The following is a 26,353-nucleotide window of genomic DNA, read 5'->3' as shown; positions in this document are numbered from 1 at the left end:
CTCCTACAGGAAGAGGGTTTCAGTCTGTAAATCCCATTACCCGCCGATAGAACTTCCACTCCTGCTCCAGCGCATGCGCCTGATTGGCGGCGCGACGGAAGCCGTGGCGTTCGTCGGGGTAGTAATGCGCTTCGACCGGGACGCCGTTTTGCTCCAGCGCCGTGACCATGTCGCGGGTCTGTTGCGGGACAACGACGGCGTCCAGTTCACCTTGAAAGAAGATCACCGGTACGCGGATGTTGTTTGCGTGCAACAACGGCGTGCGGGCGGCGTAGCGTTCGGCGTCTTGCTCGGGATCGCCGATCAGCCAGTCCAGATAATCACCCTCGAATTTGTGCGTTGCCCGAGCCAATGCAACCGGGTCGCTAACGCCGTACAAACTCGCTCCGGCGCGGAAGACGTGTTTGAACGCCAGCGCACATAACGTGGTGTAGCCGCCTGCGCTGCCACCTCGAATGAATGCGCGTTCACCGTCGATCAAACCCTGTTCGGCGAGATAACTCACCGCCGCACAAGCATCCTCGACATCCACCTCGCCCCAGCTCAGATGCAGTGCCTGTCGATATTCCCGGCCATATCCACTGCTGCCGCGATAGTTGAGATCGGCGACGGCGAAGCCGCGTTGCGTCCAGTATTGAATGCGCGGGTCGAGCATCGGATAGCAGGCTGACGTCGGGCCACCGTGGATGAATACTACCAACGGCGGTTTCGTCTCACCGCTCATGGCAGGGTAGAAAAAACCGTGAGCCTCACCCGATCCACTCGGGTAACGCAGGGTTTGCGGGCGACTGATGCGTTCGGCAGGCAGGGGCGCTACGCCACCGGCCAACACCTTCACTTCGCGTGTGGTTCGATCAATGGCGATGACCGCAGAAGGACTGATCGGCGAGGCGGCGATGCAGTAGATAAATTGCGCATCCAAAGCCAAATGCCGGAAACGACTGTAGTCACCGGTGAAGTCGTCATCGCCTAATGTCAGACGGCCGAAACCGCCTTCACTCCAACTGGCTAAAACCGAATTTTCAACAGGCAACCAAGTGCAGCCGCCCAGTTGCCAAGGCGCCGGAGCGTGATCGGCTTGCGCAGCGGGTAATGGCGCCAAACCGTCGGAAGTCTCAGCCCATGGCTGCCAGAATCCACCACGATCGGTCAGGCAACAAAGGCGATTGTCGGCACCGAATCGAGGTTGTTGGATCGACTCTTCAAGCTCGACACCAGCGACACATTGCGGCGAACCAAATGCACCGTCAGTCAAACGCTCTGCCACCATCAACCGAGTCGACGTCCACGGCTGATGGGGCCGACTCCACTCGATCCAGGCCAAACGCTGGCCATCCACACTGAGGATTGGCGCCGCATAAAAATCCGCGCCTTCAGCCAATAAATGCCGCGTTCCGTCAGCCAGACCGATTGCTACCAGCCGATGCTGATCTTGCTGTTCTTCGACCGCCAGCACCTGGCCGGAAGCAAAATGCAGATCGCCATAACGGCACTCGCCCGACGTCAATGCTTCAGGCTCGCCATCGAGATTTTGGCGATACAACTGCTGATCCGCCTCAGCAACGAAAACCACCCCGTTCGGCGTCAGACAAAACGCACCACCGCCATATTCGTACACCCGACTGCGCACGCTGAAACCGTCTGGCGTAAGACAATTCGCCATGCCATCGCGCCAATGCCAGATCCGGCACGCGGCATCCTCCGGTCGATATTCATTCCAGAACAACCCGTTGGCGCCGAGCTGCAACTCGGCGAAGTCCATGCCGGCAGCGACGGCTTGCGAGGCGCTGAAAGGCTCAGCCCTTGGCGATGAGGCGCGAGTTTCGTTCATTGCGGAAGGCCAGTTGTTCGATGGTTTGGGTGGCGGTCTCGGCTTCTTCGCGGGCCTTGAGAATCACACCGTGATGTTCGGACTTGCTGCACACCGGGTCGGCATTGCTCGCATCGCCGGTGAGCATGAACGCCTGGCAGCGGCAGCCGCCGAAGTCTTTTTCTTTCTCGTCACAAGAGCGGCACGGCTCGGGCATCCAGTCGTAACCACGGAAGCGGTTGAAGCCGAACGAGTCGTACCAGATGTGTTGCATGCTGTGATCGCGCACATTGGGAAACTGCACCGGCAGCTGTCGGGCGCCGTGGCAGGGCAGGGCGGTGCCGTCCGGGGTGACCGTCAGAAAGATACTGCCCCAGCCGTTCATGCAGGCTTTCGGGCGTTCTTCGTAGTAATCCGGGGTGACGAAAATCAGTTTGCACGGATGCCCTTCGGCTTCCAGCTTGGCGCGGTATTCGTTGGTGATGCGTTCGGCGCGCACCAGTTGTTCCTTGGTCGGCAACAGGCCGACACGATTGAGCTGCGCCCAACCGTAAAACTGGCAGGTGGCGAGTTCGACAAAGTCGGCTTCGAGCGCTATGCACAGTTCGATGATGCGGTCGATCTTGTCGATGTTGTGCCGATGGGTGACGAAGTTCAGCACCATCGGATAGCCGTGGGCCTTCACTGCGCGGGCCATTTCCAGCTTCTGCGCGAAAGCCTTTTTCGAACCGGCGAGCAGGTTGTTCACTTGCTCGTCGCTGGCTTGGAAACTGATCTGGATATGATCGAGGCCGGCCTTCTTGAAGTCGCTGATTTTCTGCTCGGTCAGGCCGATGCCGGAGGTGATCAGGTTGGTGTAGAAACCCAACTGCCGCGCTTCATGAATCAGCTCGGCGAGATCCTGACGCACCAGCGGCTCGCCGCCGGAAAAACCCAGTTGCGCCGCGCCCATCTCCCGCGCCTCGCGGAACACCTTGATCCATTGTTCTGTGGTCAGTTCTTTGCCCTGCTCGGCGAAATCCAGCGGATTGGAGCAGTACGGGCATTGCAGCGGGCAGCGGTAGGTCAGCTCGGCGAGCAGCCACAGCGGCAGGCCGATTTCAGGCTTGGCCGGCAGATCAGGCAAGTTCGATCCAGTGCTGCGCACGGGCAACCTCCATGAATTGCTCGATGTCATCACCGAGCTCAGGCACGCCGGGGAACTGCTCGTCGAGTTTGGCGATGATCGCCGCGACATCGCGTTCACCGTCGATCAGCCCACCGATCAGCGCGGCGCTGTCGTTGAGTTTGATCATGCCTTCGGGGTAGAGCAGCACGTGACCTTTCTGCGCCGGTTCGTACTGGAAGCGGTAGCCGGGACGCCAGGTCGGGACTTTGCTGCGGTCGAAACTCATAAGGTGATTCCTTTATGCCAGACGCGTTGTTCGGTGACGCTGTGATACGGCGGGCGGTTCAGTTCGTAGGCCATGCTCATGGCATCGAGCATGCTCCAAAGAATGTCCAGTTTGAACTGGAGAATTTCCAGCATGCGCTCCTGGCCTTCACGCGTCTTGTAGTGCTCAAGCGTGATCGCCAGACCGTGCTCGACATCACGCCGTGCCTGACCGAGGCGGGTGCGGAAGTATTCGTAACCGGCCGGGTCGATCCACGGGTAATGCTGCGGCCAGCTGTCGAGGCGCGACTGGTGGATCTGCGGTGCAAACAGTTCGGTCAACGAGCTGCTGGCGGCTTCCTGCCAACTGGCGCGGCGGGCGAAGTTGACGTAGGCGTCGACGGCAAAGCGTACGCCGGGCAATACCAGTTCTTGGGAGCGCAGTTGATCCGGATCGAGACCTACCGCTTGACCGAGGCGCAGCCAGGCTTCGATACCGCCGTCTTCACCGGGAGCGCCGTCGTGGTCGAGCAGGCGCTGAATCCATTCGCGGCGGATTTCCCGATCGGGGCAGTTGGCGAGGATCGCCGCGTCCTTCAGGGGGATGTTCACCTGATAGTAGAAGCGGTTGGCGACCCAGCCCTGAATCTGTTCGCGAGTTGCTCGGCCTTGGTACATCGCCACGTGGTAGGGGTGGTGGATGTGGTAGTAGGCGCCTTTGGCGCGCAGGGCCGCTTCGAATTCGGTGGGGGACATTGGCGTGTCAGTCATGTCTGTTCTCCGGGAACAACCGTTGGATTCTGTGGTGTCTGTCAGGACGTCATCGCTGGCAAGCCAGCTCCCACAGGTTTTGTGTACACCACAGAACCTTGTGGGAGCTGGCTTGCCAGCGATGGGGCCATCCGCTACAGCACAATACTCATGCCGTCATACGCCACTTCAACATCACGCCGCGCCAACTCGGCACGCTCCGGCGAATCCTCATCGAGAATCGGATTGGTGTTGTTGATGTGGATAAGCACCTTGCGCTGCTCTGGCAGTTGTTCCAGCACTTCGAGCATGCCGCCAGGCCCGTTCTGTGCCAGGTGACCCATCTCGCGACCGGTGCGCGTGCCGACGCCACGGCGCTGCATTTCATCGTCGTCCCACATCGTGCCGTCGACCAACAGGCAATCACTGCCCGCCATGATCTCCAGTAACGGTGAGTCGACCTTGCCCAGCCCCGGCGCGTAGAACAGCTTGCCGCCGGTGTTCAGGTCTTCAACGATCAAACCGATGTTATCGCCCGGATGCGGATCGAAGCGGTGTGGCGAATACGGCGGCGCCGCGCTGCGCAACGGCAGCGGAGTGAAGCGCAGGCTCGGGCACGCGGCCACGGTGAAACTTTGGTCAAGTTCGATGCGGTTCCAGTCCAGTCCACCGTTCCAGTGGGTGAGCATCTTGAACAGCGGAAAACCGGTGCTCAGATCTTCATGAACCATGTCCGTGCACCAGACCTGATGCGGGCAGCCTTCGCGCAGGCTGAGCAGGCCGGTGGTGTGGTCGATCTGGCTGTCCATCAGGATGATCGCGCTGATGCCGGTGTCGCGCAGGGCCCGGCCCGGTTGCATCGGGGCGAAGCTTTGCAGTTGCGCGCGGATGTCCGGCGAGGCGTTGCACAACACCCAGTTCACGCCGTCGTCGGAAATCGCGATGGACGATTGGGTGCGGGCCTTGGCATTCAGGCTGCCGTCGCGAAAGCCTGCGCAATTGACGCAGTTGCAGTTCCACTGCGGAAAACCGCCGCCAGCGGCCGAACCCAGAATCTGGACGAACATGAACACTCCATCATTTCAACGCGGAAAATAAAACGCCTCGGCGAGCCGAGGCGTTGCACTGCAATTCTACGTAAGCAGAACTCAGCGGCTGGCGAAGTACATGGTGACTTCGAAGCCGATACGCAGGTCGGTGTAAGCCGGTTTTGTCCAGGACATGGTGTGTCTCCTCAGGGTGGGTGGGATAGCGCTGTCCATAGTTATAGTCCACGGCAGCGCAAAGATGTTCCAAATAGTTAGGCTGCTATGTTACTCAAAATTTCCGGGTAAATGCCCGTGAATCTTTGAGAAAGCTCCTTGCAGCCTTGGTAATGATCAATTTGCTGCTTGCCATGAGGTCTCGGGTGCCGGATCGCTGGCGAGGCAGAGCCAGCCGCCTTCGGCGTTGCTCAAGCGCTGCGCAGCGCTGAGCAATGTCTGGCGATCCAGTTGGCCGATGGCGGCGATCAATTGCTCAAGATAATCCGACGAGTGACCTGCAAGCCTGGCCTGCCAAAGCAGTTCGGCGGCGTCTTTGCTGGACAGGTTGGCGTCGTCGAATTGATCAGCGAGGCTCTGGCGTTGTTGCTCGAAGCTCGACTCATCATTCTTTTCGACCAGCATTGGCAGGCTTTCGAAGAACTGCCGAATGTGGCCGAGCAGTTCCACGGGTGGGGTGTTCGGGGATTGCACGCCGAACAGCATGGCCGTCTGGCCGTGAATCTGGCGCAGTGCGCTGAAAACTGCATAACCCAATTGCAATTCGACCCGCAGGCGCTGGTAGAAAGGTGTCTGGCACAACTGCGCCAACAGCCGCCACGCGGCTTCGTCGGCGAGGCTGCGGCTGGCAGTCGGGCAGAACAGCAGCAAGGCGTATTCGCTGGAGGCGGTATCGATATGTCGCCAGTGTTTTTGCGCGGTGATCGTCGTCGGCGCTGGCAACTGATTGTCCGCAATCCCGGGAATCCGGCTCAGGGCCAGGCCCATGGCAGATTGAGTCTGTTGATTCAGGCCCAGGGCGAGGCCGTCCCAGCGTGAAGTTGTCCACAGGTGTTGGGCGTCGCCGGTTTTGGCTGATTCCAGCGTCTGTTCCGGCAACGTTTTCAACAGTTGGCGGATGGGGTTCAACGGCGCTTGCGGCTCACCGCGCGGCGAATCGGCGTCAACTTGCGTCAGAGATTTCAGCGCATGTTCAAGGACGCTGGGCATTGGCTCTTGCAGCCCGGTGAGCTTCAGCAGCCATTGATTGCCAGAGGCGCTGAAAGACAGGTCGACGCCGGCTTCTCGGGCGTCTTGCTGCGTTTGCCGAAGACTACGCTGCAACCTCGATTGCAGATCAGCGCTGGCTGCAACTTCCACCTGCCAGCGCAGATAAACTGCGCCTTCATCCGTGTTGTCCGGCAACGCCTGACTGAACTGCATCGGCGAGCGTTCACGACGGCCGCGCGAACGATCCTGAGCGAACGTGCGCAGCCCTCGGTGGGCACTGGTCTGGCCGCGAATCAGCCCGGCGTTGGCCAAGGGTTCGCTGGCTCTCAGAAAAGGATTGGCAGCAGGCAGGCTCCAGTGATCGCTGAAGTTATCCACAGTGCCGATTTCGCTGAGAATCTGTGTAAGGGCTTTAACGCCGGAATCAGACAACCCGACTTCCAACGCTTCACTATCGAGCCGCGCCAGTTGCAGCGCGCCGCTGACTTGTTGCTGACGCTGAAGCAGCGCCGCGTATTCTTTTTGCAGTGGCGCCCAATCTTGTTGAGCAAAGAAACTCATCCAATCCAGCACCCGCTCGGCAATGGCGTTTAACGATTCGGACGCTGCGCTGAACTCCAGATGCAGCAACGCTTGGCTGGCAAAGTGATAGACCGGCGCAGCTTTTAATCCATCAGCCAGATTCTGCTGCTGCAAATGCGCCAGCAAGCCTCCGGGTTTGGCGCTGTTCAACCAATGGCAAAGGAATGCCAAAGCCTCGCCAGACGACTCAGGCAAGGCATCGAACGCAAACATCAGGTTGCCGCGTCGCTCAGCCACCTGTTGATAACTTTTTACCGCCAGCGGTATGGATGCCGCCTGCGCAACTTTATCCCCAGCTGGCAAATCCGCTGCAAATTGTTCAGCCAGTGCTTTCAGTTCCTCAAGACTCTGCGGTCCGACCAGACTCAGCGTCATCTGCCCAGTTCGATAAAACTGCTGGTGGAAGGCTTTCAACGCCTGTTGAAACGCAGATTGTTCGACTGGCAGGCTGTCGCGATTCCCCGCATGAAATCCGCGCAACGGATGATCTGCCGGTAAACCTTCGTACAAGGAAAACTGCTGCTGCGCCGCAGAATCCTGCGTCCATGCGACAAATTCTGCCTGCAACACTTCCCGTTCCCGCAACTGATCGTCCAGATTCATACGCGGCTGAGCGAGCATGTCTGACAGACGCTCCAGCCCGTCGCTGAATGAGCGCGTCGGCAATTCAAAGAAAAAGTCAGTAGTACGTTCGCGTGTGCTGGCATTCACTTGCCCACCGTGACGCTGTACGTAGGCCATCAGCCCATCGCCGGCAGGAAAACGCTCGGTGCCGAGAAACAGCAAGTGTTCAAGAAAGTGCGCCAGTCCCGGCCATGCCAGCGGCACATCATGGCTACCGACAGCCACGCGCAACGCAGCGGCACAGCGCTTCAGCCAGGGCACATGACGCAGGGTCACGCGCAAGCCGTTGGCCAGGGTTTCAGAGTGGAGGCGGGGGTGAGTCGGCGCAGGCATGGGCACTTCCAGAACAGTGAAGTGCCAATGCTAGCGGATTAGCGCTGGTTGAGCGCGTCGTAAAGTTCGGGGCGACGGTCGCTGAGGTAGCGATTGGCGGCGCGGGAGTCGAGCATCAACTGTCGATCGAGCTTGCCGATGATCAGCGCTTCGTCGAGTCCGGCCTGAGCGATGCGGCTGCCATCCGGTGCGGCGATGCTGCTTTGCCCGCAGTAATGGATGTCACCTTCGTGGCCGCAGTAGTTGGCGTAAGCCACGTAGCATTGGTTTTCGAAGGCGCGTGAACGCACGGTGACGTCAGCGACAAAATCAAACGGGATCATGTTCGCCGTCGGCACCAGAATCAATTCGGCGCCGGCGAGCGCCAGACGTCGGGTGTTTTCCGGAAACTCCAGGTCGTAACAAATCAGGAAACCGAGCTTCCAGCCGTTGAGTTCGACGATGGGAAAATCATCATTGCCGGGGCTGAACATCGAGCGATCCAGATCACCGAACAGATGCGTCTTGCGGTAATTGCACAGGCGCTCACCGCTCGAATCGATCAACTGCACCGCGTTGTAAATCTGCCCGTCGGCGGTGCGCTCCGGATAACCGTAAGCAATCGCCAGACCCGCAGCCTTGGCGATCCGGCCGATCTGCTGCGCCCATTCACCGTTGTAGACCTCGGCCAAGGTGCTGACCGCTTCGGCGCCGATGTTGTAGCCGGTCATGAACATCTCCGGCAGCACCAACAGGTCGGCACCCTTGGCCTCCATCGCCAGTTGATGCAGGCGTTGCAGGTTGGCGGCGGGCTCCAGTGGCAGCGGTGGACATTGGTAAAGGGCTACACGCATCAGGAATTCCTCTTACTCGGGCAGGGCGATAGGGCCGATGTCTTTGAACACATCACCCGGGCCCGGGTTCGCTTTATGTGTCGAACCGCCGAAATGCTTCATGATCCCCCACACCGCGTTGAGCGACGTCTGCACTGCGCCTTCGACCCATGCCGGCGTCCACGAAACATCGTCGCCAGCGATAAAAATCCCGCGCTGCTCGGCTGGCATTTCGTCCTGTATGAAGTGCGCGTACATGCGCTGGTTGTAGCGATAGTGGCCGGGCAGGGCGCCTTTGAACGCACCGAGGAAATGCGGGTCGGCTTCCCACGACACGGTGATCGGATCGCCGATGATCCGCGCAGCGATGTCGACTTTCGGGTAGATCTTTTTCAACGCATTCAACGCAAGCTCAACGCGTTTTTCCACCGGATGCGGCAGCATCTTCAGCGCGTCGCTCATCCACGAATAAGACAGGCAGATCACGCCCGGTTTGTCGTCGCCATTGTCGAACAGGTAAGTGCCACGGGTCAGGCGATCGGTGAGGGTCATGCTCATCAGGTCGCGGCCGGTTTCAGGGTCCTTGTCCTTCCAGAACGGCCGGTCGACCATCACGAAAGTCTTCGACGATTGCATGTAGCGGGTGCGGTCGAGGGCCATCCACATTTTCTGCGAGAACAGGCTTTCGTCGCATTCGATCTGGGTGGTCAACAGCCAGCTCTGACAAGTGGTCAGCACGGCGGCGTATTCGCGGGTGTCGCCATTATTGTCGGTGACCGCGAAACGACCATCCGCCGCGTGGGCAATTTTCTTCACGCCGGAGCGCGGCGCACCACGGTGCAGGGATTTCAGGCTGGTACCTTCAGGCCAATGCACGCAACGCTCCGGCACATGACGCCAGATGCCCTGCGGTACTTGTTCGACGCCGCCGACCACCAGATGCTGATGATCGTCGCAGTTGGTCATCACCACGCGGAAGATTTCCAGCATCGAGTTAGGAAAGTCCGAATCCCAGCCGCCGGTGCCGAATCCGACTTGGCCGAACACTTCGCGATGATGGAACGACAGTTTGGCGAAGGCTTCCGAGGTGGCGACGAAGTCATAAAACGTGCGGTCGTCCCACAGCGGCACCAAGGTATTCCACAGCTCTTTCAGGCGCGGCACATCGCGGTCGCGGATGGCTTGCTGGATATCGGCGAACTGCGAGCCGGCCTCCAGCGCATCCGCCCAGGCGTCAGCCACTTCCTGAAACAGTGCAGGAAGATCCGCCAGTTTTTGTGCGTAATGAGTTTTGCCTTCCAGGTCGATCACCGTGCTGCCGGAGGCAGGCGTCAGCGGGTTCGGGAAGGGTTTGGTCTCAAGGCCGAGCTTGTCGACATAGTGATAGAACGCGGTGGACGATACCGGGAAGCGCATGCCGCCCAGTTCAGCGACGATGCCGTCAGTGCCGTTGAAGGCCTGCGAACGCAGACGGCCACCGAGTTTTGATGCTTCGTAAACCACGGGTTTCAAGCCGAGCTTCATCAACTCGTAAGCGGCCACCAGGCCGGCGATGCCTGCGCCGACGATCGCCACTTCAGCGCCATGATGGTGTTCAGGAATAGTGCCGAGACCGGCCGGGTGTTCGATCCAGTCGTCAAACGCGAACGGAAAGTCCGGGCCGAAAATGGTGACTGGTTTCTTACCGTCTGCAGGATGGCGATTGTTCTTGTTCATGGCTGACCTTGCTGGCGACCCGACGCGGGATGCGCGTCTGAGTATAGGAAAAGATGCCAGCCATTCTAGGGAGCGTAGAACACGTTAATAAGACGCAAAGTGTCGTCGTTTTGCCAGATTAGCGATCAATATGACGAGCAGTGGCTACACACCGACCAAAATTTGCGAGAGAGCCTGCTCGCGAAGAAGCTCTGAAATCCACCCGAGAAGCCCGATCAAAATCTTAAACCGGCTGCCCCCGATCAATCTTGCTACTCAAAATGATCGAAGTCGTGGTCTTCTCCACCCCGTCCACGCTGCCAATCTGATCGAGTAACTGATCCAGTTGCTCCGGCGAGTCCGTACGCAACCACGCCACATAATCAAACTCGCCACTCACGGCACACAGTTGCTGCACCTGTGCCATCGCACTCAACCGGCGCAACACCTCTTTGCCTGAGCGCGGCTGCACCTTGATCCCGACATACGCCTGCAACCCGCCATCGACCACCCGCTGACCCAGGCGTACGCCATAGCCGGTGATCACTTTGGCTTTTTCCAGGCGCGCCAGACGCGACGTCACGGTGGTGCGCGCAATGCCCAATTGTCGGGCAAGCATGGCCACGCTCTCACGAGCATTGATCTGCAGGGCAGCGATCAACTGACGATCGATTTCATCAAGCACGGGCGGGCGGATGTCTGGCAAGGGGCGGCTCCATTGGCGCGGATCGGTGGTTGGCGCATGTTACAGGCTCAATTGCCGGGACGCTTGCAGGCGATGATTGGGTTTCATCCGCATGTCGACGCTATTGTCCTGCTGAAACCAGACCATTGATTCGAGCCCGTGTTTCTTACGCCAGTACCTTGGCAAATGCCTCCCGGAATCGGCGCATGTCATCGTCCGTGCCGACGCTCACTCGAACCCAAGTCGGCCATTCTTTCCATACGCGACCGACATGAACGTGGCGCTCGGCCAATGCCTTTACCACGGCAGCCGCAGGGCGTCTGACATCAATCATGAAGCAATTGGCCTGGGACGCTGTGCAACGAAAGCCTCGCGCACTCAGCCAGGCGATGGTTTCCTCTCGCAGACGCGTGTTGTTCTGTTTCCTTTGCGCCAGCAACGAAGCGTCCTCAAGGCTGGCGATTGCTCCCAGCAAAGACGAAGCGGCCGGGACGTTGTAGTTGCCGAACACTTCCAATTGTTCCAACAGCGCAGGGTTACCTACTGCGATGCCGAGCCTTGCACCCGCCATGCCGTAGATTTTCGAAAAGGTACGCAGCACCAGCAGGTCGGGGTGATCCTTGACCAGTGGGATGCAGGTGATGGCCTGCGAGAAATCGATGTAAGCCTCATCCACCAACAGAATCGAGCCTTTGGGTTTGTCCTTCAACGCGCGTTCAATATCGCTGCGGGCAGTGAGGGTGCCGGTCGGATTATTCGGATTGCAGATGTAGATCAACCCCGGCTGATGATCGGCAGCCAGCATGCGCGGCAGGTCGTGAGCATGCTCAGCGTTCAGCGGTACTTCGTGGACGGCGACATTTCTACCGCGCGCAGCCTGGACGGGATCTTCATAGGACGGTGCGGCAACCACCAGACTTCCCTGTTGCGTGAAGGCATGCACGGCGTGCTGCAGGGCCTGCTTGGAGCCGCTGTAGGTCTGCACGAAATCTTCGGGAATGCCTTGCTGGCGGGCAAACAGTGCATTGAGCCGGTACTGGATCTTGTAGGGATAACGTCCCGACAGGGCGATACCTTCCTGCATCGCTTGTCGAGCAGCCGTCGAGGGTCCCCAAGGGCTTTCGTTGAAGTTGATCAGCACCTCGTCAGAAGTTGCCGCTACAGAGGCTGTTTCAATTTGAGCCTGAGCCCAAGGATTGTGCGCCAGCAGTGGCAGCGTCGCGGCAAATCCAACGAATGAGCGTCGAGTGACATCAACCATGAGAACTCCCTTTTCGGATCATCAGATGCGCCACTGCTGTGTGGCCCCTTTAATGAAGTAACGAAATGGTTAATGGTTGATTTACCGTTGAGGCACTGTGAAAAGCGATGACACACTCAGTCCTGAAATAGATCTATGCAGTTTTCTGGATACAAGGCGTTTGCCATCTGCACTCTTCAGAGGGTGTTTGCGTTTTCTAGTGATCGTGGCAAAGGCCTTCTGGCTCGACGAGATACCTGCATTACGCGGCGCTCGACAAGTTGGTAACTGATGAATGAAACGAGAATGACCGCACTATAAGAAATGGTCCAGAAAAGTATGGCGCTCCACAGCCCACCGTTGGAGTAACCGAGCATGCTCCAAATGCGGCCGCAGACACTTAATGTGAGGATGTGCGACAGATACATTGAATAGGAAATGTCGCCGATAAATGCTAACAGGCGGGGAGCGTGTTTTTTGCTTATGACTTCTTGCAAGGCACAAGCCAATAACAATAGAGCGTAGCCACCGCCGACCAGGAATGCCCTTTTCAGTGATATCGCCTGAATAACATCAGCATTGCCCACTGTTTTATCGAAAAACGCGTAGAGCAGACTGCTCATCCCCACCGCTGCAAGTAACACGGGGGGTATCGTTTTCAGGCCGCGTTGCGCAAGCTTCAGATAAGCGACGCCCGACAGCGCGCCGAGTATGAATTCGATTGAAAATTCGTGGGTGATAATCCGCAGATAAGGAGCGCCCGTTGTGGTCATGAAAAAAGAAGCGAAGACAATTGCAAGCAACCACACGAGCAAGGCAGCCGAAACGTACTGTACTGGCAGCTTCAATATTAAGGCGAAGACCAGGTAAAACCATATTTCATGCGTGAGTGACCACGCAACCATCACCAGGGGAGCTGACTCTTCAGGTAGTAATAGAAAGGACGAAAGGATATTTGAATGGCCGCTCTGAGAGTTGTTTACCAGTTCTGGCCTGATGATGAAGACCAATAGGACTGCCAGAAAATAAACCCAGTAGGTCGGGTAGATTCGAAGAAAGCGGCCCTTGAGAAAGTTTAATGTCTCGCCGCGCAGCCCAAATTTTTTGCGAAAGGCGATGATCATTACGAAGCCACTGAGTGCGAAGAACAGGTCGACGCCTGTTTGTCCGAATACAAACAGCTCGGGAATGATCAACTCACTCTGTAGGTATTTTGTATTGATAAAAATAGAATGGAACGCAACAACCAGAAGAGCCGCCAGGCCTCTAGCAGCTTGTAGCGAGGTAAGTTTATGCACCTGATTTCGTCCTTCGAACTGGCTAGACATCCTGTGTTGGCAGTTTGAAAGTAACGCATCTTTGACGCAAGGGCGAAGCGCGGAAACTGCCATTTGCCATACGGCAATCGATTTCAAAAAATTGCAACGTTGCGGCGGGTGTTGAGTGAGGCGGATGCCGTTTTGCTTCGACACTTGGCCCGCTCTCGCGCCAGAAACGCGAAAGCCGCGCATTTGCGCGGCTTTCAGGTTTGGTGGGCCCACACGGACTTGAACCGTGGACCAAAGGATTATGAGTCCTCTGCTCTAACCAACTGAGCTATAGGCCCTCAGTAGGTCGCGGATTATAGCGACGGTTTCTCGGCTGTGCTATCCGAATAATCCGATACGGTTACACGAAGAAACGTTGCCGCGAATTCTTCCGGTGGTAGCGGCAGGCTGACGATGTAGCCCTGGATCTGTTCGCAGCCTTCGGCGGCGAGAAATTGTTGTTGTGCCTGGGTTTCCACGCCCTCGGCGATGACCGTGAATTGCATGCTCCGCCCGAGTGCGATGATGGCCCGGACAATCGCCGCATCGTGGGGGTCGTCGGGCAGTCCGCGAACGAATGACTGGTCGATCTTGAGGATGTCCAGCGGCAGGCGTTTGAGGTAACTGAGCGAAGAGTATCCGGTGCCAAAGTCATCGATCGCCAGTTGCACGCCGAGGTGTTTGAGCTGGTGCAACACCGCCAGCGCCTCTTCGGCCTGACTCATGATGAAATTCTCGGTAATTTCCAGTTGCAGTAAGTCTGGCTGGAGGCGGTTGTCCTTGAGCAGTTGTTCGATGCGTCCGAGCAGATTCGGCTGACGCAGCTGTGCGCCGGCGAGGTTCACCGACAGCGGGCCGAGGCTGTCGTAGATCTGATTCCATTCGAACATTTGCCGGCACGCGGTCTCGAGCACCCAATCACCGATCTGCAGGATCATGCCGTTTTCTTCGGCCAGCGGAATGAAGTGCTCTGGCGGTACGTCGCCGAAAGTCGGGTGACGCCAACGGATCAACGCTTCGGCACCGACCAGACGATGGTCATCGAGGCTTATTTTCGGTTGGTAGTAGAGGAACAGTTCGTCACGCTCAATGGCGCGGCGCAATTCGTGTTCCAGCGCTATGCGCTCGCTGGCCTGGGCCGTGAGGTCGCGGGTGTAGCTTTCGACACGATTGCGGCCCTTGGCCTTGGAGCGGTACATCGCCGCGTCGGCGTTTTTCACCAGTGTGGCGACGTCGTTGCCGTCCCGAGGATAGAGACTGGTGCCGATGCTGGCGCTGATGAAAAACTCATGCTCGCCCGCCTGGAACGGTGCACCGAAGCAGTTGAGCAGTTTGGTGGCGATGTTATCCGCGTCGCTGGCCTGTTGCAGGCCGGGTAACAGAATGATGAATTCGTCGCCGCCCAGGCGCGCCACGGTATCGATGTCGCGCAGTTGCTCTTTCAGGCGCACGGCGATGCCCTTGAGCAGCAGGTCGCCGACCGGATGGCCGAGGCTGTCGTTGATATGTTTGAAACGATCGAGATCGAGAAACAGCACGGCACCCTGTCCGCCGTTTTCCTGCTGACTGTTCAACGCCATCAACAAACGGTTTTCGAACAGCGTGCGGTTCGGCAGACCGGTAAGTGGGTCGTGGTGCGCCTGATAGTCGAGCTTGGCTTGTGCATGCTTGAGGCTGGAAATGTCGGCAAACACCGCGACAAAGTGAGTAATGAACTTGTCGCGATTGCGTACGGCACTGATGGTCAGCCAGCTCGGGTACAACTCGCCGTTCTTGCGCCGGTTGGAGATCTCGCCTTGCCAGTGTCCTTCGTCGGTCAATTGGTGCCACATTGCCGCGTAGAACGCGCTGTCGTGCAGGCCGGAGGCAAGCAGGCGTGGTGTATGCCCGAGCGCTTCGCTTTCGCTGTAGCCGGTGATTTCGGTGAAGGCGCGGTTGACTGCGCTGATGTGCTGTTGGGTGTCGGTGATCAGCACGCCCTCGGCGGTGCTTTCGAACACGGTGGCGGCCTGTTGCAGTTTTTCCTGCATCAGATGGCGCTCGGTGATGTCGCGGGCGATGGTCAGCATGCAGTCTTCTTCACCGATCGGCAGCGGACGGCTGGACACTTCGCAGAGGCGAATCTGCCCGTCACTGCGACGGATATGGCAGGTGAAGTCACGCACGAAGCCATCGCGATGCAACAGGTCGAGCATCTGTTTGCGCTCGTTGAGGTTCACCCAGATGCCCAAATCCAGCGCCGAGCGATCCACCGACATGGCGCTATTGAAACCGGTGATGCGGCTGAAACCTTCGTTGACCTCCAGCAGCAGGCCATCGCTCTGGCGTGACAACAACAAACCATCCGGCGAGGCATGGAAGGCTTTGGCGAACTTCTCTTCGGAGGTTTGCAGTTGCTGCTGGGTTTCCTTGAGCTGAGTGATATCACGCACGACGACGACCAGGGCTGGCGTTGTGTCCAGATCGAAGGGTTCGGCGGAAATCAGACCAGTGAACAGTTGGCCGTTGTTGCGGCGAAAAGGCATCTCCAGATTGCGAATACTGCCCGCCTGCAAACGTTGCAGCAGTCCCGGACCGACGCCGGGAATTCCCCAGATATTCAAGTCGGTGGCCGTTTGCCCAAGCACTTCCTCGGCTTTCAGCCCGATCTGTTCTTCAAATGCTTCATTGACCTCCAGCAGGCAGCCATCGGACAGCCGTGCAATGACCAGGATGTCCGGGCACTGCTGGAAGACCGAAGCGAATTTTTGCTCCGAGAGCCGCAGCGCCTCTTCTGTGCGCTTGATTTCGCTGATGTCGATCATCAAACCACGCATCACCGGCTCGTGACCATGTTCGATCAGACTGACGATGTCGCGTACCCACAAACAGCGGCCATCCGCGGTGATCACGCGATAATCGACGATGTGATCGCGACCCTCGCGCAGTGCTTCTTTGCAGTAACTCTGCGTACGGGTCAGATCGGCCGGGTGAATGATGTTGTGCCAGAAACCGGGGATCAGCCAGTGCGATTGTGGATAGCCGAGCAAGTCTTCGGCGTGGGGCGAGACATAGCTGTAGGTGAAGTCGCTCATCCGCGCTTCCCAGGCGATGGCCGACAGGCTCTCGACCAGGCCGCGGTAGTGATACTCGCTGCTGCGCAGTTCCTGTTCGAGGTCGATGCGTCGGGCGATTTCCGAGCTCAGGCGTCGGTTGATGCGGATCACCACGGCGAGGATCGTCACCAGCAGCAACAGCCCGGGCAAGCCGTAGATCAGCAGGTCCGACCAGAATGTCCGATGATCAAGGACGTTGCCGACCCAATGCTCCTGAATGCTGCTGATTTCATCAGGGCTCATGTCCGCGAGGACTTTGTCGAGAATCCCCACCAATACCTTGTTGTCGCGGGGTACGGCCATCGCCAGTTGGTAGCGATATGGGGTTTCGCCGCTGACGTACAGGCCGTCGAGCTTGAGCTGGCGCAGGCTCCAGACGCTGGACGCGAGGTCACCGACAACGGCGTCCACTTCGTCGGTCGCCAGCGCCTGCAATGCCGAGCTGACATTGGGCATGGCGACCAGATTCAGATCGGGGTGGTGAGTGCGCAGCAGTTCGTGGGGCGCGTAGTTCTCCACTACGGCGATCTTCAAACCGTACAGGTCGTCGAGCTTGCGTGGTTGCGCGCCGCCGATATGGGCAAGGATGACAATCGGGAAATCAAGATAAGGGCGGGTGAACGACAGGTAGGTCTGGCGCTCCGGGGTGGACATGATGCCGGGCAGGAGGTCGATCTTGCCCGATTTGACCTGTTCGAGCACCACCGTCCAGCTCACCGGTTCGATGGGCGTCAATTTGATCGCCAAGCGTTGGCGAATCACGTCGATATAGTCCGCCGCCAGGCCCTGATAACGGTTCTGGTCATCGCGAAATTCAAAGGGCGGCCACGACGCATCGACACCCAGGCGCAAGTCCGGGTGAGCCGCCAGCCAGCTACGTTCTTCATCGGTCAGAGTCAGCGCGTCAGCCGTTGCGGTCCAGATCATCAGTGACAGCAAAAAAAGCACGGACGCCAATCTGGGCATAACGCTCTCGTTATGGCTCGGGGATGATTGTTTCGAGTGTAGACGGGGTATGCGGGGGAGGGGCGTTGCGAAGGATTTAATCTGCCATATAAACAAAACCCCCGGCCTGGGCCGGGGGTTCTGGTATCACTCGTCGAGGAAGGAGCGCAGATGCTCGCTTCGCGTCGGGTGGCGCAGCTTGCGCAGCGCCTTGGCTTCGATCTGACGGATCCGCTCACGCGTTACGTCAAACTGTTTGCCCACTTCTTCGAGTGTATGGTCGGTGTTCATGTCGATACCGAAACGCATGCGCAGTACTTTGGCTTCACGGGCAGTGAGGCCGGACAGCACTTCGCGAGTCGCTTCTTTCAGGCTCTCAACTGTGGCGACATCGATTGGCGACTGCATCGTCGAGTCTTCGATGAAGTCACCCAGATGGGAGTCTTCGTCATCACCGATCGGGGTTTCCATGGAGATCGGCTCTTTAGCGATCTTCAATACCTTACGGATCTTGTCCTCAGGCATTTCCATGCGTTCGCCCAGCTCTTCCGGGGTCGGTTCGCGACCCATTTCCTGCAACATCTGCCGGGAAATGCGGTTGAGCTTGTTGATCGTCTCGATCATGTGCACCGGAATACGGATGGTGCGGGCCTGGTCGGCGATCGAGCGAGTGATCGCCTGACGGATCCACCAGGTGGCATAAGTCGAGAACTTGTAACCACGACGGTATTCGAACTTGTCCACCGCTTTCATCAGACCGATGTTGCCTTCCTGGATCAGATCGAGGAATTGCAGGCCGCGGTTGGTGTACTTCTTGGCGATCGAGATCACCAGACGCAGGTTGGCTTCAACCATCTCTTTCTTCGCGCGGCGGGCCTTGGCCTCACCAATCGACATGCGACGGTTGATGTCCTTGATTTCTGCGATGGTCAGACCGGTTTCGGTTTCCAGCGCGATCAGTTTCTGCTGGCAACGAATGATATCCGGCTGCACGCGACCTATGGCTTCGGCGTACTTGCTCTTGCCTTTGGCCAGGGCGTCGGACCAGCTTTCGTCGACTTCGTTGCCGGGGAACTGACGCAGGAAATCAGCGCGTGGCATACGTGCATCACGTACGCACAGTTGCATGATCGCGCGCTCTTGCTGACGCAGACGATCCAGGGCACCACGAACACGCTCGACCAGGCCTTCGAATTGCTTCGGTACCAGTTTGATCGGCATGAACAGCTCGGCCAGTGCCAGCAACTCGGCAATCGCTGCCTTGTTGTTGCGACCGTGCTTTTTCAGCGCCTTGCGGGTGATTTCCATCTGGTCAGCCACGGCGCCAAAGCGCTGGGCAGCGATGACCGGATCCGGACCGCTTTCGGCTTCTTCTTCGTCATCGGAAGATTCGGCTTCATCGTCATCGGTTTCGTCGTCGGCCTTCGCCGCTTTCGCTTCGACCGGTGGCGGCACCTCGGCAGGCGGCGCAATGCCGTCGTCCGGGTCGATATAACCGCTCAGGACGTCGGACAGGCGACCACCTTCGGTGGTGACGCGAGTGTACTCGGAGAGAATGTGGTCAACCGTGCCAGGGAAGTGCGCGATTGCGCTCATCACTTCACGGATGCCCTCTTCGATACGCTTGGCGATTTCGATTTCGCCTTCACGAGTCAGAAGCTCGACCGTACCCATTTCACGCATGTACATGCGCACTGGGTCAGTGGTGCGACCGATATCGGTCTCCACCGCGGCCAACGCAGCCGCTGCTTCTTCCGCAGCGGCCTCGTCGGTATCGGCGTCGGCCAACATAAGGGCGTCCGCATCCGGAGCACTCTCGTGTACGGGGATCCCCATGTCGTTAATCATGCGGATGATGTCTTCCACCTGCTCTGGATCTGAAATATCCTCGGGCAGGTGGTCGTTGACCTCGGCGTAAGTCAGATACTTCTGCTCACGACCCAGTTTGATCAACTCAATAATACGAGACTGCTGTTGCGCTTTTCCGGACATAACACCCTATCCACTGAAGGTCTTGGCGGGCAAAAAACAAGCCGAGGATTATACCTGAGCTATGACCTCACGCGCCAGTTGAGGTCGGGTTTGATGCGGAAACATTGCGACTTAAAAGGTCGCGCAGTTGATTTTTCTCTTCAACGCTCAGTTCGCTTTGACGCGCTTTCCTGAGCAACTGTTCCAGATTTCGCTCGCGTTGGCGGGCTGACAAGCTAGTAATGGTGTCGAAAAACTGTTGTTCAAGGTTATCTCCGTCAATCAGCCATTCCTTTTCTGCCAGTGCCTTGAGCAAGCGTCCCTGTTCAGTGCCGTGCCATCGCGCGATCAACTGAAATGAGTTTAGCTTGGGATTCTTCTGTACAGCTTCGAGCAGCGCCACAAGTAACTGGGCGTTGGTCTGATTCTCGTCCGCTATGTGCCCGGCATCTTCGACGCGCTCGGCCAATTGCGGGTGATGGAGCAGTGTGCGCAGGGCGGTCAGGGTCGGCGACTCGACGCCAATCGGCGTGCGCGGGCGTTGCTGATCGCGATCACCGCCACGCTTGCCGTTTTTGTCCCAGGGCTTCTTGTCCCACTTTTTGCCGCCAGCGCCGGGTTTCTTCGGCGTCCACTCCTGCTGCGGCACATACATGTCCTGTGCCTGCGGCTGATGGTAGTCGCTGTAGTCCGGCATTGCGTCGTAATCGATGCCCGGATCGTAGGCGGGCGGCGCTTCCTGCGGCGCACTTTGTGCGAGTTGGCTGACGGTTTCACTGCTCAGGCCGGTAATTTCGCTCAGGCGTTGACGCATCAGGATGCGCAGGTTGGCGCCCGGCACTTTGTCGATCAACGGTGCGGCAAGGGTGGCCATATGGGCCTTGCCTTCGAGCGAACGCGGATCGGCTTCTTCAGTCAGTTGCTGGAAAAAATAGTCCGCCAGCGGTTGAGCATGCTGATTGATCCGTGCTTTGAACGCGTCAGTGCCTTCGGCGCGCACCAGGGTGTCCGGGTCTTCGCCTTCGGGCAGAAACAGGAATCGCGCCCGGCGCCCGTCTTGCAGGCTCGATAGCGTTGCTTCCAGGGCTCGCCACGCAGCGTTGCGGCCGGCTTGGTCACCGTCGAAGCAGAAGAGTACGTTCGGCACTACCCGGAACAGGCGCTTCAAGTGTTCTTCGCTGGTCGCAGTGCCCAGCGTCGCGACGGCATTTTTCAACCCCTGCTGGGCGAGAGCAATGACGTCCATATAGCCTTCGACGACGATGATTTCGTCGAGGTTGCGGTTGTTCTTGCGTGCTTCATAGAGGCCGTAGAGTTCCTGGCCTTTATGAAAAACCGGGGTTTCCGGTGAGTTCAGGTATTTCGGCTTGTCGTCGCCGAGTACGCGGCCGCCGAAAGCGATGATGCGCCCACGGGTATCGCGGATCGGGAACATCACGCGATCGCGGAAGCGGTCATAGCGTTTGCCGGTTTCAGCGTTCTCGATCAGCAGGCCGGCGTCGATCATGGCCTTCTGCTGCAGGGTGTCGCTGCTCAAGTGCTTGAACAGGTTGTCCCAGCCGGGCGGCGCAAAGCCGAGCCCGAAATCCCGGGCGATCTCGCCAGTCAGTCCGCGGCCCTTGAGGTAATCCACTGCGGCTTTGCGCGAAGGATGGCTCTTGAGCGCCTGACGATAAAAATCGGCGGCAGCGCTGAGCAGCGGATACAACGGCGAATCGGTCGGCTGGCGCGGTTTGTGCGGGCGACCGCTTTCTTCGCGGGGGATTTCCATGCCGGCGGCTTTCGCCAGATCTTCAACGGCCTGGGGGAAATCCAGGTTGTCGTGATCCATGAGAAAGCCGAGGGCGTTACCGCCGGCACCGCAGCCGAAGCAATAGTAGAACTGCTTGTCGGGGCTGACGCTGAAAGACGGGGTTTTCTCTTTGTGGAACGGGCAACAGGCGGTGTAGTTCTTGCCGGCCTTCTTCAATTGCACGCGCGAACTGACCACGTCGACAATGTCGGTGCGGTTCAGCAGGTCGTCAATGAAGCTCTGGGGAATCAGCCCGGCCATGGCGTTCTCGTCGTCTGCGCTGTAAAAAGTCCGATGCGTAAGGCTGGCGGACGCGGGTCATTGTTTGAAGCGCGCAAAATATGCGGCTCGACCGGTGTCGTCTGCGTAATCGCTGTCGGGAATTGTATCTGCCGAAAATCCACTGACGTTAGTACTCATCAGCCTTCGACTATTTGAAAGTGTTGCGCTGAATCCGCTGACGGCCGGTTAAGGGCCTCGGATAGCTCAATAAAGCGGGCACGCATGCAGGTGCCTTGGGCTGATCGTCGTGAGAGGAATCAGTGGGTGTGCTCGTCAGTAGCCTTGAAAGGCTCGTCAGAAAAGACGTGCACCGCTGGCAAAAGAGCCAGGTCTGACGCGTGAAGCAGATTTGTCTCGGTCGCGTGCGCGGCTTCGACGGTGAAGCATCAAGCGTTTTACGCAAATGCCATTAGCCCGGCTGAGAGCCGGGCTTAGGCAAGAAGCTTGCTACGAACGTCTGTGTATTAGTACAGACGAACGGCGCGGCGCTGTTCGCGCTGAACTTTCTTGGCGTGACGCTTAACAGCGGCTGCTGCTTTGCGCTTACGCTCAGAAGTTGGCTTCTCGTAAAATTCGCGGCTACGAACTTCAGCCAGTACACCGGCTTTTTCGCAGGAGCGCTTGAAACGACGCAGAGCTACGTCGAAGGGTTCGTTCTCTTTAACTTTGACGGCTGGCATCCAGAGCTACCTTCATTCATTACCGGGGTCAACATCCTCGCGGCAAAAGAGCACTTGAAGACGTCGGTTTTTAAGGGTTGCGGATGTTAACCCCTCATCGCTCGGAATGCAAAGCCTCTGATCGAAAACCGCTGGTCGGGGCATCACGCGGCGACTATTATGCGCGCCTTCGAATTCAGCCTAAACAAGGCGCAAACCCATGCTAGTACTGGGATTAGAAACCTCCTGCGACGAAACCGGCGTCGCATTATATGACAGTGAACGCGGCTTGCTGGCCGATGCATTGTTCAGCCAGATCGACCTGCACCGCGCCTATGGCGGCGTGGTGCCGGAGCTCGCCTCGCGTGACCACGTCAAACGCATGCTGCCCTTGATTCGTCAGGTGTTGGCCGAGGCTGACTGTGTGCCGACCGAGATCGATGCGATCGCCTATACCGCGGGTCCCGGGCTGGTTGGCGCGTTGCTGGTCGGTGCTTCCTGCGCTCAGGCGCTGGCCTTTGCCTGGGGCATTCCGGCACTCGGAGTGCACCACATGGAAGGGCATTTGCTGGCGCCGATGCTGGAGCCAAAACCGCCGGAGTTCCCGTTCGTCGCTTTGTTGGTCTCCGGAGGTCACACGCAACTGGTTCAGGTCGATGGCATCGGTCAATACAGCCTGCTTGGCGAGACGCTCGACGATGCCGCTGGCGAAGCGTTCGACAAGACTGCAAAGATGATGGGCCTCAATTATCCGGGCGGACCGGAAATCGCCAAGTTGGCGGAGAAGGGCGTCGCCGGACGTTTCACCTTTCCGCGTCCGATGTGTGATCGCCCGGGTCTGCAATTCAGCTTCAGTGGCCTGAAAACCTCTGCACTCAACGCCTGGCAGCAGTGCGTCAGCGCCGGAGACGACAACGAGCAAGCCCGTTGCGACATCGCGCTGGCGTTCCAGCAGGCCGTGGTGGAGACTTTGACCATCAAGTGCAAGCGAGCCCTGAAACAGGCGGGCATGAAGCGTCTGGTGATCGCTGGCGGCGTCAGTGCCAACAAGGCCTTGCGTGTTTCGCTGGAGAAGATGCTCGGCGACATGAAGGGCGATGTGTTTTACGCCCGCCCGGAGTTCTGCACCGACAATGGCGCAATGATCGCGTTCGCCGGTTGCCAGCGCTTGCAGGCCGGTCAGCAGGAAAGTCTGGCGATCAGCGTGCAGGCGCGCTGGCCGATGGAGCAATTGTCGCCGCTGTGATGAGAGGCGCTCACGGGCGCCATTTAAAAATGCCGTTCGCGCCCGGCAAACAGGTCGCGTAAATTGCCGCGGTGGCGCCAGACGATCAGCAAGGTCAATGCGCTCATCGGCAACAACGCCTCCGGCTCCTGCCAGGCCAACAACGGCAGGGTCAAAGGCGTGGCGATCAGCGCTGCGAGCGAACTGGTGCGGGTCAGGTAAAACGTCAGCAACCAGGTGCATACTGCCAGCAGCGCGGCGGGGGGATACAGGCCGAGCAGCATGCCGGCGGCGGTGGCGACGCCCTTGCCGCCACGAAAGCGAAAGTACAGCGGGAACAGGTGACCGATCACGGCGCACACGCCGATCCATGCCTGATCCTGCAGCGAAAGGCCTGCAGCCGAGGCGATCAGCACCGGCACCAGGCCTTTGCACAAATCACCCAGCAGGGTCAGGATCGCGAGTTTGCGGCCGGCCAGGCGCAGCATGTTGGTGGCACCGGCATTGCCCGAGCCACTCATTCGCGGATCCGGATTTCCGGTCAGGCGGCTGAGCAAAATGGCGAAGGACAGCGAGCCGAGCAGGTAGGCGAAAGTCGCCAGTAACCAAAACATGCTAACTATTCCGGGCGAGGACGCCCTGATTCTAACGGCGCATTGCGCCCTTGTCGTGCAGCGGAGAGAAGTGCTTGGACAGAGTGTTTATCGAGGGCCTGGAAGTCGACACCGTGATCGGTGCCTACGACTGGGAGCGCGGCATCCGACAGTGCCTGCGACTTGATCTGAGCTTCGCTTGGGACAATCGCCCGGCCGCCGCCGGTGATGACCTGACCCTGGCGCTTGACTACGCCAGCGTGTCCAGCCGAATTCAGGCGTTTGCCGAGCAGGCGCAGTTCCAGCTGGTCGAAACGTTCGCCGAGCGCCTTGTCGAGGTGCTGATGAATGAATTCAAGATTACTTGGGTTCGCCTGAAGTTGACCAAGCCAGGCGCCGTACCGGCTGCCAAAGGTGGCGTGGGTGTGGAGATCGAGCGCGGATGTCGCTGACTCAGGTCTACCTCGGGCTCGGTAGCAATATCGAGCGCGAAACCCATTTGCGCGCCGGGCTCGATGCTTTGGCGACGTTTCTGGTGGATATCCGCTGTTCGGCGGTGTTCGAGAGCGCACCTGTGGGAATCAAGAGCGGGCCGTTCTTCAACTTCGTGGTGTCGGCGTATACCGATCTGCCGTTGATGGAGCTGGACCGACGCTTGAAATTCATCGAGGCGGATAATGGCCGTTACGCGCCGGATCGCAAGGGGTTGCCGCTGGATATCGACGTGCTGCTGTATGGCGATCTGGTGGGGAATTTCGACGGTCTGGTTTTGCCGCGGGCCGAGATTCTGAAAAACGCGTTTGTGCTGTGGCCGTTGTCGCTGATTGCACCGGATCGCGTGCATCCCGGTGTGGGAAAAAGCTTCGCGACGTTGTGGGCTGAGGCGCAGATTGATCAGGTGCTGGCGCCGGTGGCGTTCGAATGGCGGGGTGAGCAACTCACGCCTGAGAACCTTTAAAGCAAAAGATCGCAGCCTGCGGCAGCTCCTACAGGAGAAACATAATCCCGTGTAGGAGCTGCCGCAGGCTGCGATTTTTTGATCTTGCTTCAAGCGTTCTCTTTGTAGGCTTTCAGCGCTTTTAGCCGTTCACGCTTGAGCGCTTCGCCCAGTTCCGGCCCTTTGAATCCCTTCTCCAGCAACGGTTGCACCGCAACTTCCCGCGCTGCCTTTGCCGCACCGCGCAAGTAATCCGCCTGTGGGTAACTTCTCTGCTCCAGCCCTTTACGGCCTCGGGCGTCCATTTCGCATGCGGCGATAAATTCTTCAAAGCGCTGCGGCCGGCGATACACGTCAAAACTCTGCAACAACTCCAGTAACGTCGAAGCCTTCAGCTCCAGGGCGCGGTGCCCGTGGGTGTGGTACTTGCCAACCAGCAACGCCAATTCCTGGCAATCCTTCGGCGCCTTGAAGCGCTCGTTGACCGCTTTGATCAGCTTCAACCCCGTGTGCTCATGGGCGATATGTCGTGGCCATTGATCTTCCGGGGTCAAGCCTTTGCCAAGGTCGTGCAAGAGGCAAGCCCAACGAACCGTCAGCGGTTGTTTGTGCAGCGCCGATTGCTCCAAAACGCTCAGCGTGTGCAGGCCGGTATCGATTTCCGGGTGATGCGCTTCCGGCTGTGGCACACCAAAAAGTGCGTCGACTTCCGGCATCAATACCCTCAACGCGCCACAGTCGCGAAGCACCTGAATGAACACCTGCGGCTGTTCTTCCAACAGTGCACGGGAGATTTCTTTCCAGCTGCGTTCGGCGGTCAGCGCCTCCAGTTCTCCGGATTCGCTGAGCTGTCGCATCAGTTCGAGCGTTTCGGGTGCCACGGTGAAACCGAGTCCGGCATAACGCGCAGCGAATCGGGCTACGCGCAAGACACGGAGGGGATCCTCGGCGAACGCCGGAGATACATGGCGCAGAATTCGGGCTTGAAGATCGCGCTGGCCATGGTACGGATCAGTCAGATTGTGCTGATCGTCCTCGGCCATGGCATTGATGGTCAGGTCACGGCGAATCAGGTCTTCTTCGAGCGTCACTTCAGGGCTGGCGTGAAAGGTGAAGCCGCCATAGCCACGCCCGCTCTTGCGTTCAGTGCGGGCGAGGGCATATTCCTCGCCGCTTTTTGGGTGAAGAAACACCGGAAAATCTGCGCCGACCGGGCGGTATCCCTGGGCGAGCATTTCTTCCGTGGTAGCGCCGACCACCACCCAATCGATGTCAGTAACCGGTTTGCCCAGCAAGCGATCACGTACTGCGCCGCCAACCTTGAAAATCTGCATAAAAAACCTCCGTTAGCCCGACAGGATAACCCTTGCGTCGGACTTTCGGAGGCCGGAA

At 58.5% G+C, this 26,353-nt stretch carries 21 protein-coding genes and 1 tRNA gene; 3 read left to right on the top strand and 19 right to left on the bottom strand.

Annotated elements, in window-relative coordinates; translation table 11 throughout:
- Positions 1–19: 19 nt before the first annotated feature.
- The 17 genes from PMI23_RS01635 to rpsU all read right to left on the bottom strand — a co-directional run bounded on the left by PMI23_RS01635 (position 20) and on the right by rpsU (position 22,227).
- A complete protein-coding gene (locus tag PMI23_RS01635; protein ID WP_007910065.1) occupies positions 20–1,831 on the bottom strand; it encodes a S9 family peptidase in 1,812 nt (603 codons plus the stop codon).
- Entirely contained in the window at positions 1,797–2,957 is a 1,161-nt protein-coding gene (gene pqqE, locus PMI23_RS01630) for a pyrroloquinoline quinone biosynthesis protein PqqE (RefSeq protein WP_007910066.1), read from the bottom strand. Before pqqE ends, PMI23_RS01635 begins: the two co-directional genes overlap by 35 nt.
- Positions 2,929–3,204: a pyrroloquinoline quinone biosynthesis peptide chaperone PqqD gene (gene pqqD, locus PMI23_RS01625; protein WP_007910068.1), complete on the bottom strand. Its 276-nt coding sequence runs from the start codon at positions 3,202–3,204 to the stop codon at positions 2,929–2,931. The genes pqqE and pqqD overlap by 29 nt, the downstream gene beginning before the upstream one ends.
- On the bottom strand, positions 3,201–3,953 hold the full coding sequence (gene pqqC / locus PMI23_RS01620; protein ID WP_007949605.1) for a pyrroloquinoline-quinone synthase PqqC: 753 nt from the start codon (positions 3,951–3,953) through the stop codon (positions 3,201–3,203). Before pqqC ends, pqqD begins: the two co-directional genes overlap by 4 nt.
- A gap of 134 nt (positions 3,954–4,087) precedes the next feature.
- Positions 4,088–4,999 (bottom strand): pyrroloquinoline quinone biosynthesis protein PqqB, encoded by a 912-nt coding sequence (pqqB, locus tag PMI23_RS01615; protein WP_007910076.1) that lies wholly within the window; start codon positions 4,997–4,999, stop codon positions 4,088–4,090.
- An 81-nt stretch (positions 5,000–5,080) separates the two neighbouring features.
- Positions 5,081–5,155 (bottom strand): pyrroloquinoline quinone precursor peptide PqqA, encoded by a 75-nt coding sequence (gene pqqA / locus PMI23_RS29120; protein WP_003422658.1) that lies wholly within the window; start codon positions 5,153–5,155, stop codon positions 5,081–5,083.
- A 156-nt stretch (positions 5,156–5,311) separates the two neighbouring features.
- The gene (gene pqqF / locus PMI23_RS01610; protein WP_007910079.1) at positions 5,312–7,723 is read right to left on the bottom strand and encodes a pyrroloquinoline quinone biosynthesis protein PqqF; all 2,412 of its coding nucleotides are present in this window, start codon (positions 7,721–7,723) and stop codon (positions 5,312–5,314) included.
- A 38-nt stretch (positions 7,724–7,761) separates the two neighbouring features.
- On the bottom strand, positions 7,762–8,556 hold the full coding sequence (locus PMI23_RS01605) for a carbon-nitrogen hydrolase family protein (protein WP_007910081.1): 795 nt from the start codon (positions 8,554–8,556) through the stop codon (positions 7,762–7,764).
- 12 nt (positions 8,557–8,568) lie between these two features.
- The gene (locus PMI23_RS01600; protein ID WP_007910083.1) at positions 8,569–10,251 is read right to left on the bottom strand and encodes a flavin monoamine oxidase family protein; all 1,683 of its coding nucleotides are present in this window, start codon (positions 10,249–10,251) and stop codon (positions 8,569–8,571) included.
- A 223-nt stretch (positions 10,252–10,474) separates the two neighbouring features.
- Positions 10,475–10,936, bottom strand: coding sequence for an Lrp/AsnC family transcriptional regulator (locus PMI23_RS01595; RefSeq protein WP_007910086.1), 462 nt, complete (start codon positions 10,934–10,936; stop codon positions 10,475–10,477).
- 145 nt (positions 10,937–11,081) lie between these two features.
- On the bottom strand, positions 11,082–12,176 hold the full coding sequence (ptaA, locus tag PMI23_RS01590) for a pyoverdine biosynthesis transaminase PtaA (protein ID WP_007910087.1): 1,095 nt from the start codon (positions 12,174–12,176) through the stop codon (positions 11,082–11,084).
- A gap of 176 nt (positions 12,177–12,352) precedes the next feature.
- The gene (locus tag PMI23_RS01585; RefSeq protein ID WP_238539503.1) at positions 12,353–13,696 is read right to left on the bottom strand and encodes an acyltransferase family protein; all 1,344 of its coding nucleotides are present in this window, start codon (positions 13,694–13,696) and stop codon (positions 12,353–12,355) included.
- Positions 13,685–13,761, bottom strand: a tRNA-Ile gene (locus tag PMI23_RS01580). Before PMI23_RS01580 ends, PMI23_RS01585 begins: the two co-directional genes overlap by 12 nt.
- 15 nt (positions 13,762–13,776) lie before the next feature.
- A complete protein-coding gene (locus PMI23_RS01575) occupies positions 13,777–17,523 on the bottom strand; it encodes a bifunctional diguanylate cyclase/phosphodiesterase (protein WP_007910089.1) in 3,747 nt (1,248 codons plus the stop codon).
- Between the two features lie 126 nt (positions 17,524–17,649).
- Positions 17,650–19,494 (bottom strand): RNA polymerase sigma factor RpoD, encoded by a 1,845-nt coding sequence (gene rpoD, locus PMI23_RS01570; protein ID WP_007949604.1) that lies wholly within the window; start codon positions 19,492–19,494, stop codon positions 17,650–17,652.
- Between the two features lie 67 nt (positions 19,495–19,561).
- On the bottom strand, positions 19,562–21,526 hold the full coding sequence (gene dnaG, locus PMI23_RS01565) for a DNA primase (RefSeq protein ID WP_007910094.1): 1,965 nt from the start codon (positions 21,524–21,526) through the stop codon (positions 19,562–19,564).
- A 485-nt stretch (positions 21,527–22,011) separates the two neighbouring features.
- Entirely contained in the window at positions 22,012–22,227 is a 216-nt protein-coding gene (gene rpsU, locus PMI23_RS01560; protein WP_002551877.1) for a 30S ribosomal protein S21, read from the bottom strand.
- Between the two features lie 199 nt (positions 22,228–22,426).
- Between rpsU and tsaD the strand changes: the two genes are divergently transcribed.
- Positions 22,427–23,452: a tRNA (adenosine(37)-N6)-threonylcarbamoyltransferase complex transferase subunit TsaD gene (gene tsaD, locus PMI23_RS01555; protein WP_007910097.1), complete on the top strand. Its 1,026-nt coding sequence runs from the start codon at positions 22,427–22,429 to the stop codon at positions 23,450–23,452.
- A 23-nt stretch (positions 23,453–23,475) separates the two neighbouring features.
- Here tsaD and plsY read toward each other — a convergent pair whose 3' ends face one another.
- Entirely contained in the window at positions 23,476–24,045 is a 570-nt protein-coding gene (gene plsY, locus PMI23_RS01550) for a glycerol-3-phosphate 1-O-acyltransferase PlsY (protein ID WP_007910103.1), read from the bottom strand.
- 74 nt (positions 24,046–24,119) lie between these two features.
- Between plsY and folB the strand changes: the two genes are divergently transcribed.
- Together folB and folK are read left to right on the top strand one after the other, a co-directional pair.
- Positions 24,120–24,476 (top strand): dihydroneopterin aldolase, encoded by a 357-nt coding sequence (gene folB, locus PMI23_RS01545; protein ID WP_007910104.1) that lies wholly within the window; start codon positions 24,120–24,122, stop codon positions 24,474–24,476.
- Positions 24,467–24,982: a 2-amino-4-hydroxy-6-hydroxymethyldihydropteridine diphosphokinase gene (gene folK / locus PMI23_RS01540; protein ID WP_007910111.1), complete on the top strand. Its 516-nt coding sequence runs from the start codon at positions 24,467–24,469 to the stop codon at positions 24,980–24,982. The genes folB and folK overlap by 10 nt, the downstream gene beginning before the upstream one ends.
- An 89-nt stretch (positions 24,983–25,071) precedes the next feature.
- Here the strand turns inward: folK and PMI23_RS01535 are convergent, their stop codons facing one another.
- Positions 25,072–26,295: a multifunctional CCA addition/repair protein gene (locus PMI23_RS01535; protein ID WP_007910112.1), complete on the bottom strand. Its 1,224-nt coding sequence runs from the start codon at positions 26,293–26,295 to the stop codon at positions 25,072–25,074.
- Positions 26,296–26,353: the final 58 nt, after the last annotated feature.

This window comes from Pseudomonas sp. GM24, assembly GCF_000282235.1.
Taxonomy (GTDB): Bacteria; Pseudomonadota; Gammaproteobacteria; order Pseudomonadales; family Pseudomonadaceae; genus Aquipseudomonas.
This window is presented reverse-complemented; position numbering and strand designations above follow the sequence as displayed.

Excerpts from the sequence above, each read along its gene's own strand:
- PMI23_RS01605 (WP_007910081.1), bottom strand. The coding sequence starts at position 8,556 with ATGCGTGTAGCCCTTTACCAATGTCCACCGCTGCCACTGGAGCCCGCC.
- PMI23_RS01535 (WP_007910112.1), bottom strand. The coding sequence starts at position 26,295 with ATGCAGATTTTCAAGGTTGGCGGCGCAGTACGTGATCGCTTGCTGGGC.
- rpsU (WP_002551877.1), bottom strand. The coding sequence starts at position 22,227 with ATGCCAGCCGTCAAAGTTAAAGAGAACGAACCCTTCGACGTAGCTCTG.
- ptaA (WP_007910087.1), bottom strand. The coding sequence starts at position 12,176 with ATGGTTGATGTCACTCGACGCTCATTCGTTGGATTTGCCGCGACGCTG.
- tsaD (WP_007910097.1), top strand. The coding sequence starts at position 22,427 with ATGCTAGTACTGGGATTAGAAACCTCCTGCGACGAAACCGGCGTCGCA.
- PMI23_RS01635 (WP_007910065.1), bottom strand. The coding sequence starts at position 1,831 with ATGAACGAAACTCGCGCCTCATCGCCAAGGGCTGAGCCTTTCAGCGCC.
- pqqD (WP_007910068.1), bottom strand. The coding sequence starts at position 3,204 with ATGAGTTTCGACCGCAGCAAAGTCCCGACCTGGCGTCCCGGCTACCGC.
- pqqB (WP_007910076.1), bottom strand. The coding sequence starts at position 4,999 with ATGTTCGTCCAGATTCTGGGTTCGGCCGCTGGCGGCGGTTTTCCGCAG.
- dnaG (WP_007910094.1), bottom strand. The coding sequence starts at position 21,526 with ATGGCCGGGCTGATTCCCCAGAGCTTCATTGACGACCTGCTGAACCGC.
- pqqC (WP_007949605.1), bottom strand. The coding sequence starts at position 3,953 with ATGACTGACACGCCAATGTCCCCCACCGAATTCGAAGCGGCCCTGCGC.
- pqqF (WP_007910079.1), bottom strand. The coding sequence starts at position 7,723 with ATGCCTGCGCCGACTCACCCCCGCCTCCACTCTGAAACCCTGGCCAAC.
- PMI23_RS01575 (WP_007910089.1), bottom strand. The coding sequence starts at position 17,523 with ATGCCCAGATTGGCGTCCGTGCTTTTTTTGCTGTCACTGATGATCTGG.
- rpoD (WP_007949604.1), bottom strand. The coding sequence starts at position 19,494 with ATGTCCGGAAAAGCGCAACAGCAGTCTCGTATTATTGAGTTGATCAAA.
- PMI23_RS01600 (WP_007910083.1), bottom strand. The coding sequence starts at position 10,251 with ATGAACAAGAACAATCGCCATCCTGCAGACGGTAAGAAACCAGTCACC.
- plsY (WP_007910103.1), bottom strand. The coding sequence starts at position 24,045 with ATGTTTTGGTTACTGGCGACTTTCGCCTACCTGCTCGGCTCGCTGTCC.
- folK (WP_007910111.1), top strand. The coding sequence starts at position 24,467 with ATGTCGCTGACTCAGGTCTACCTCGGGCTCGGTAGCAATATCGAGCGC.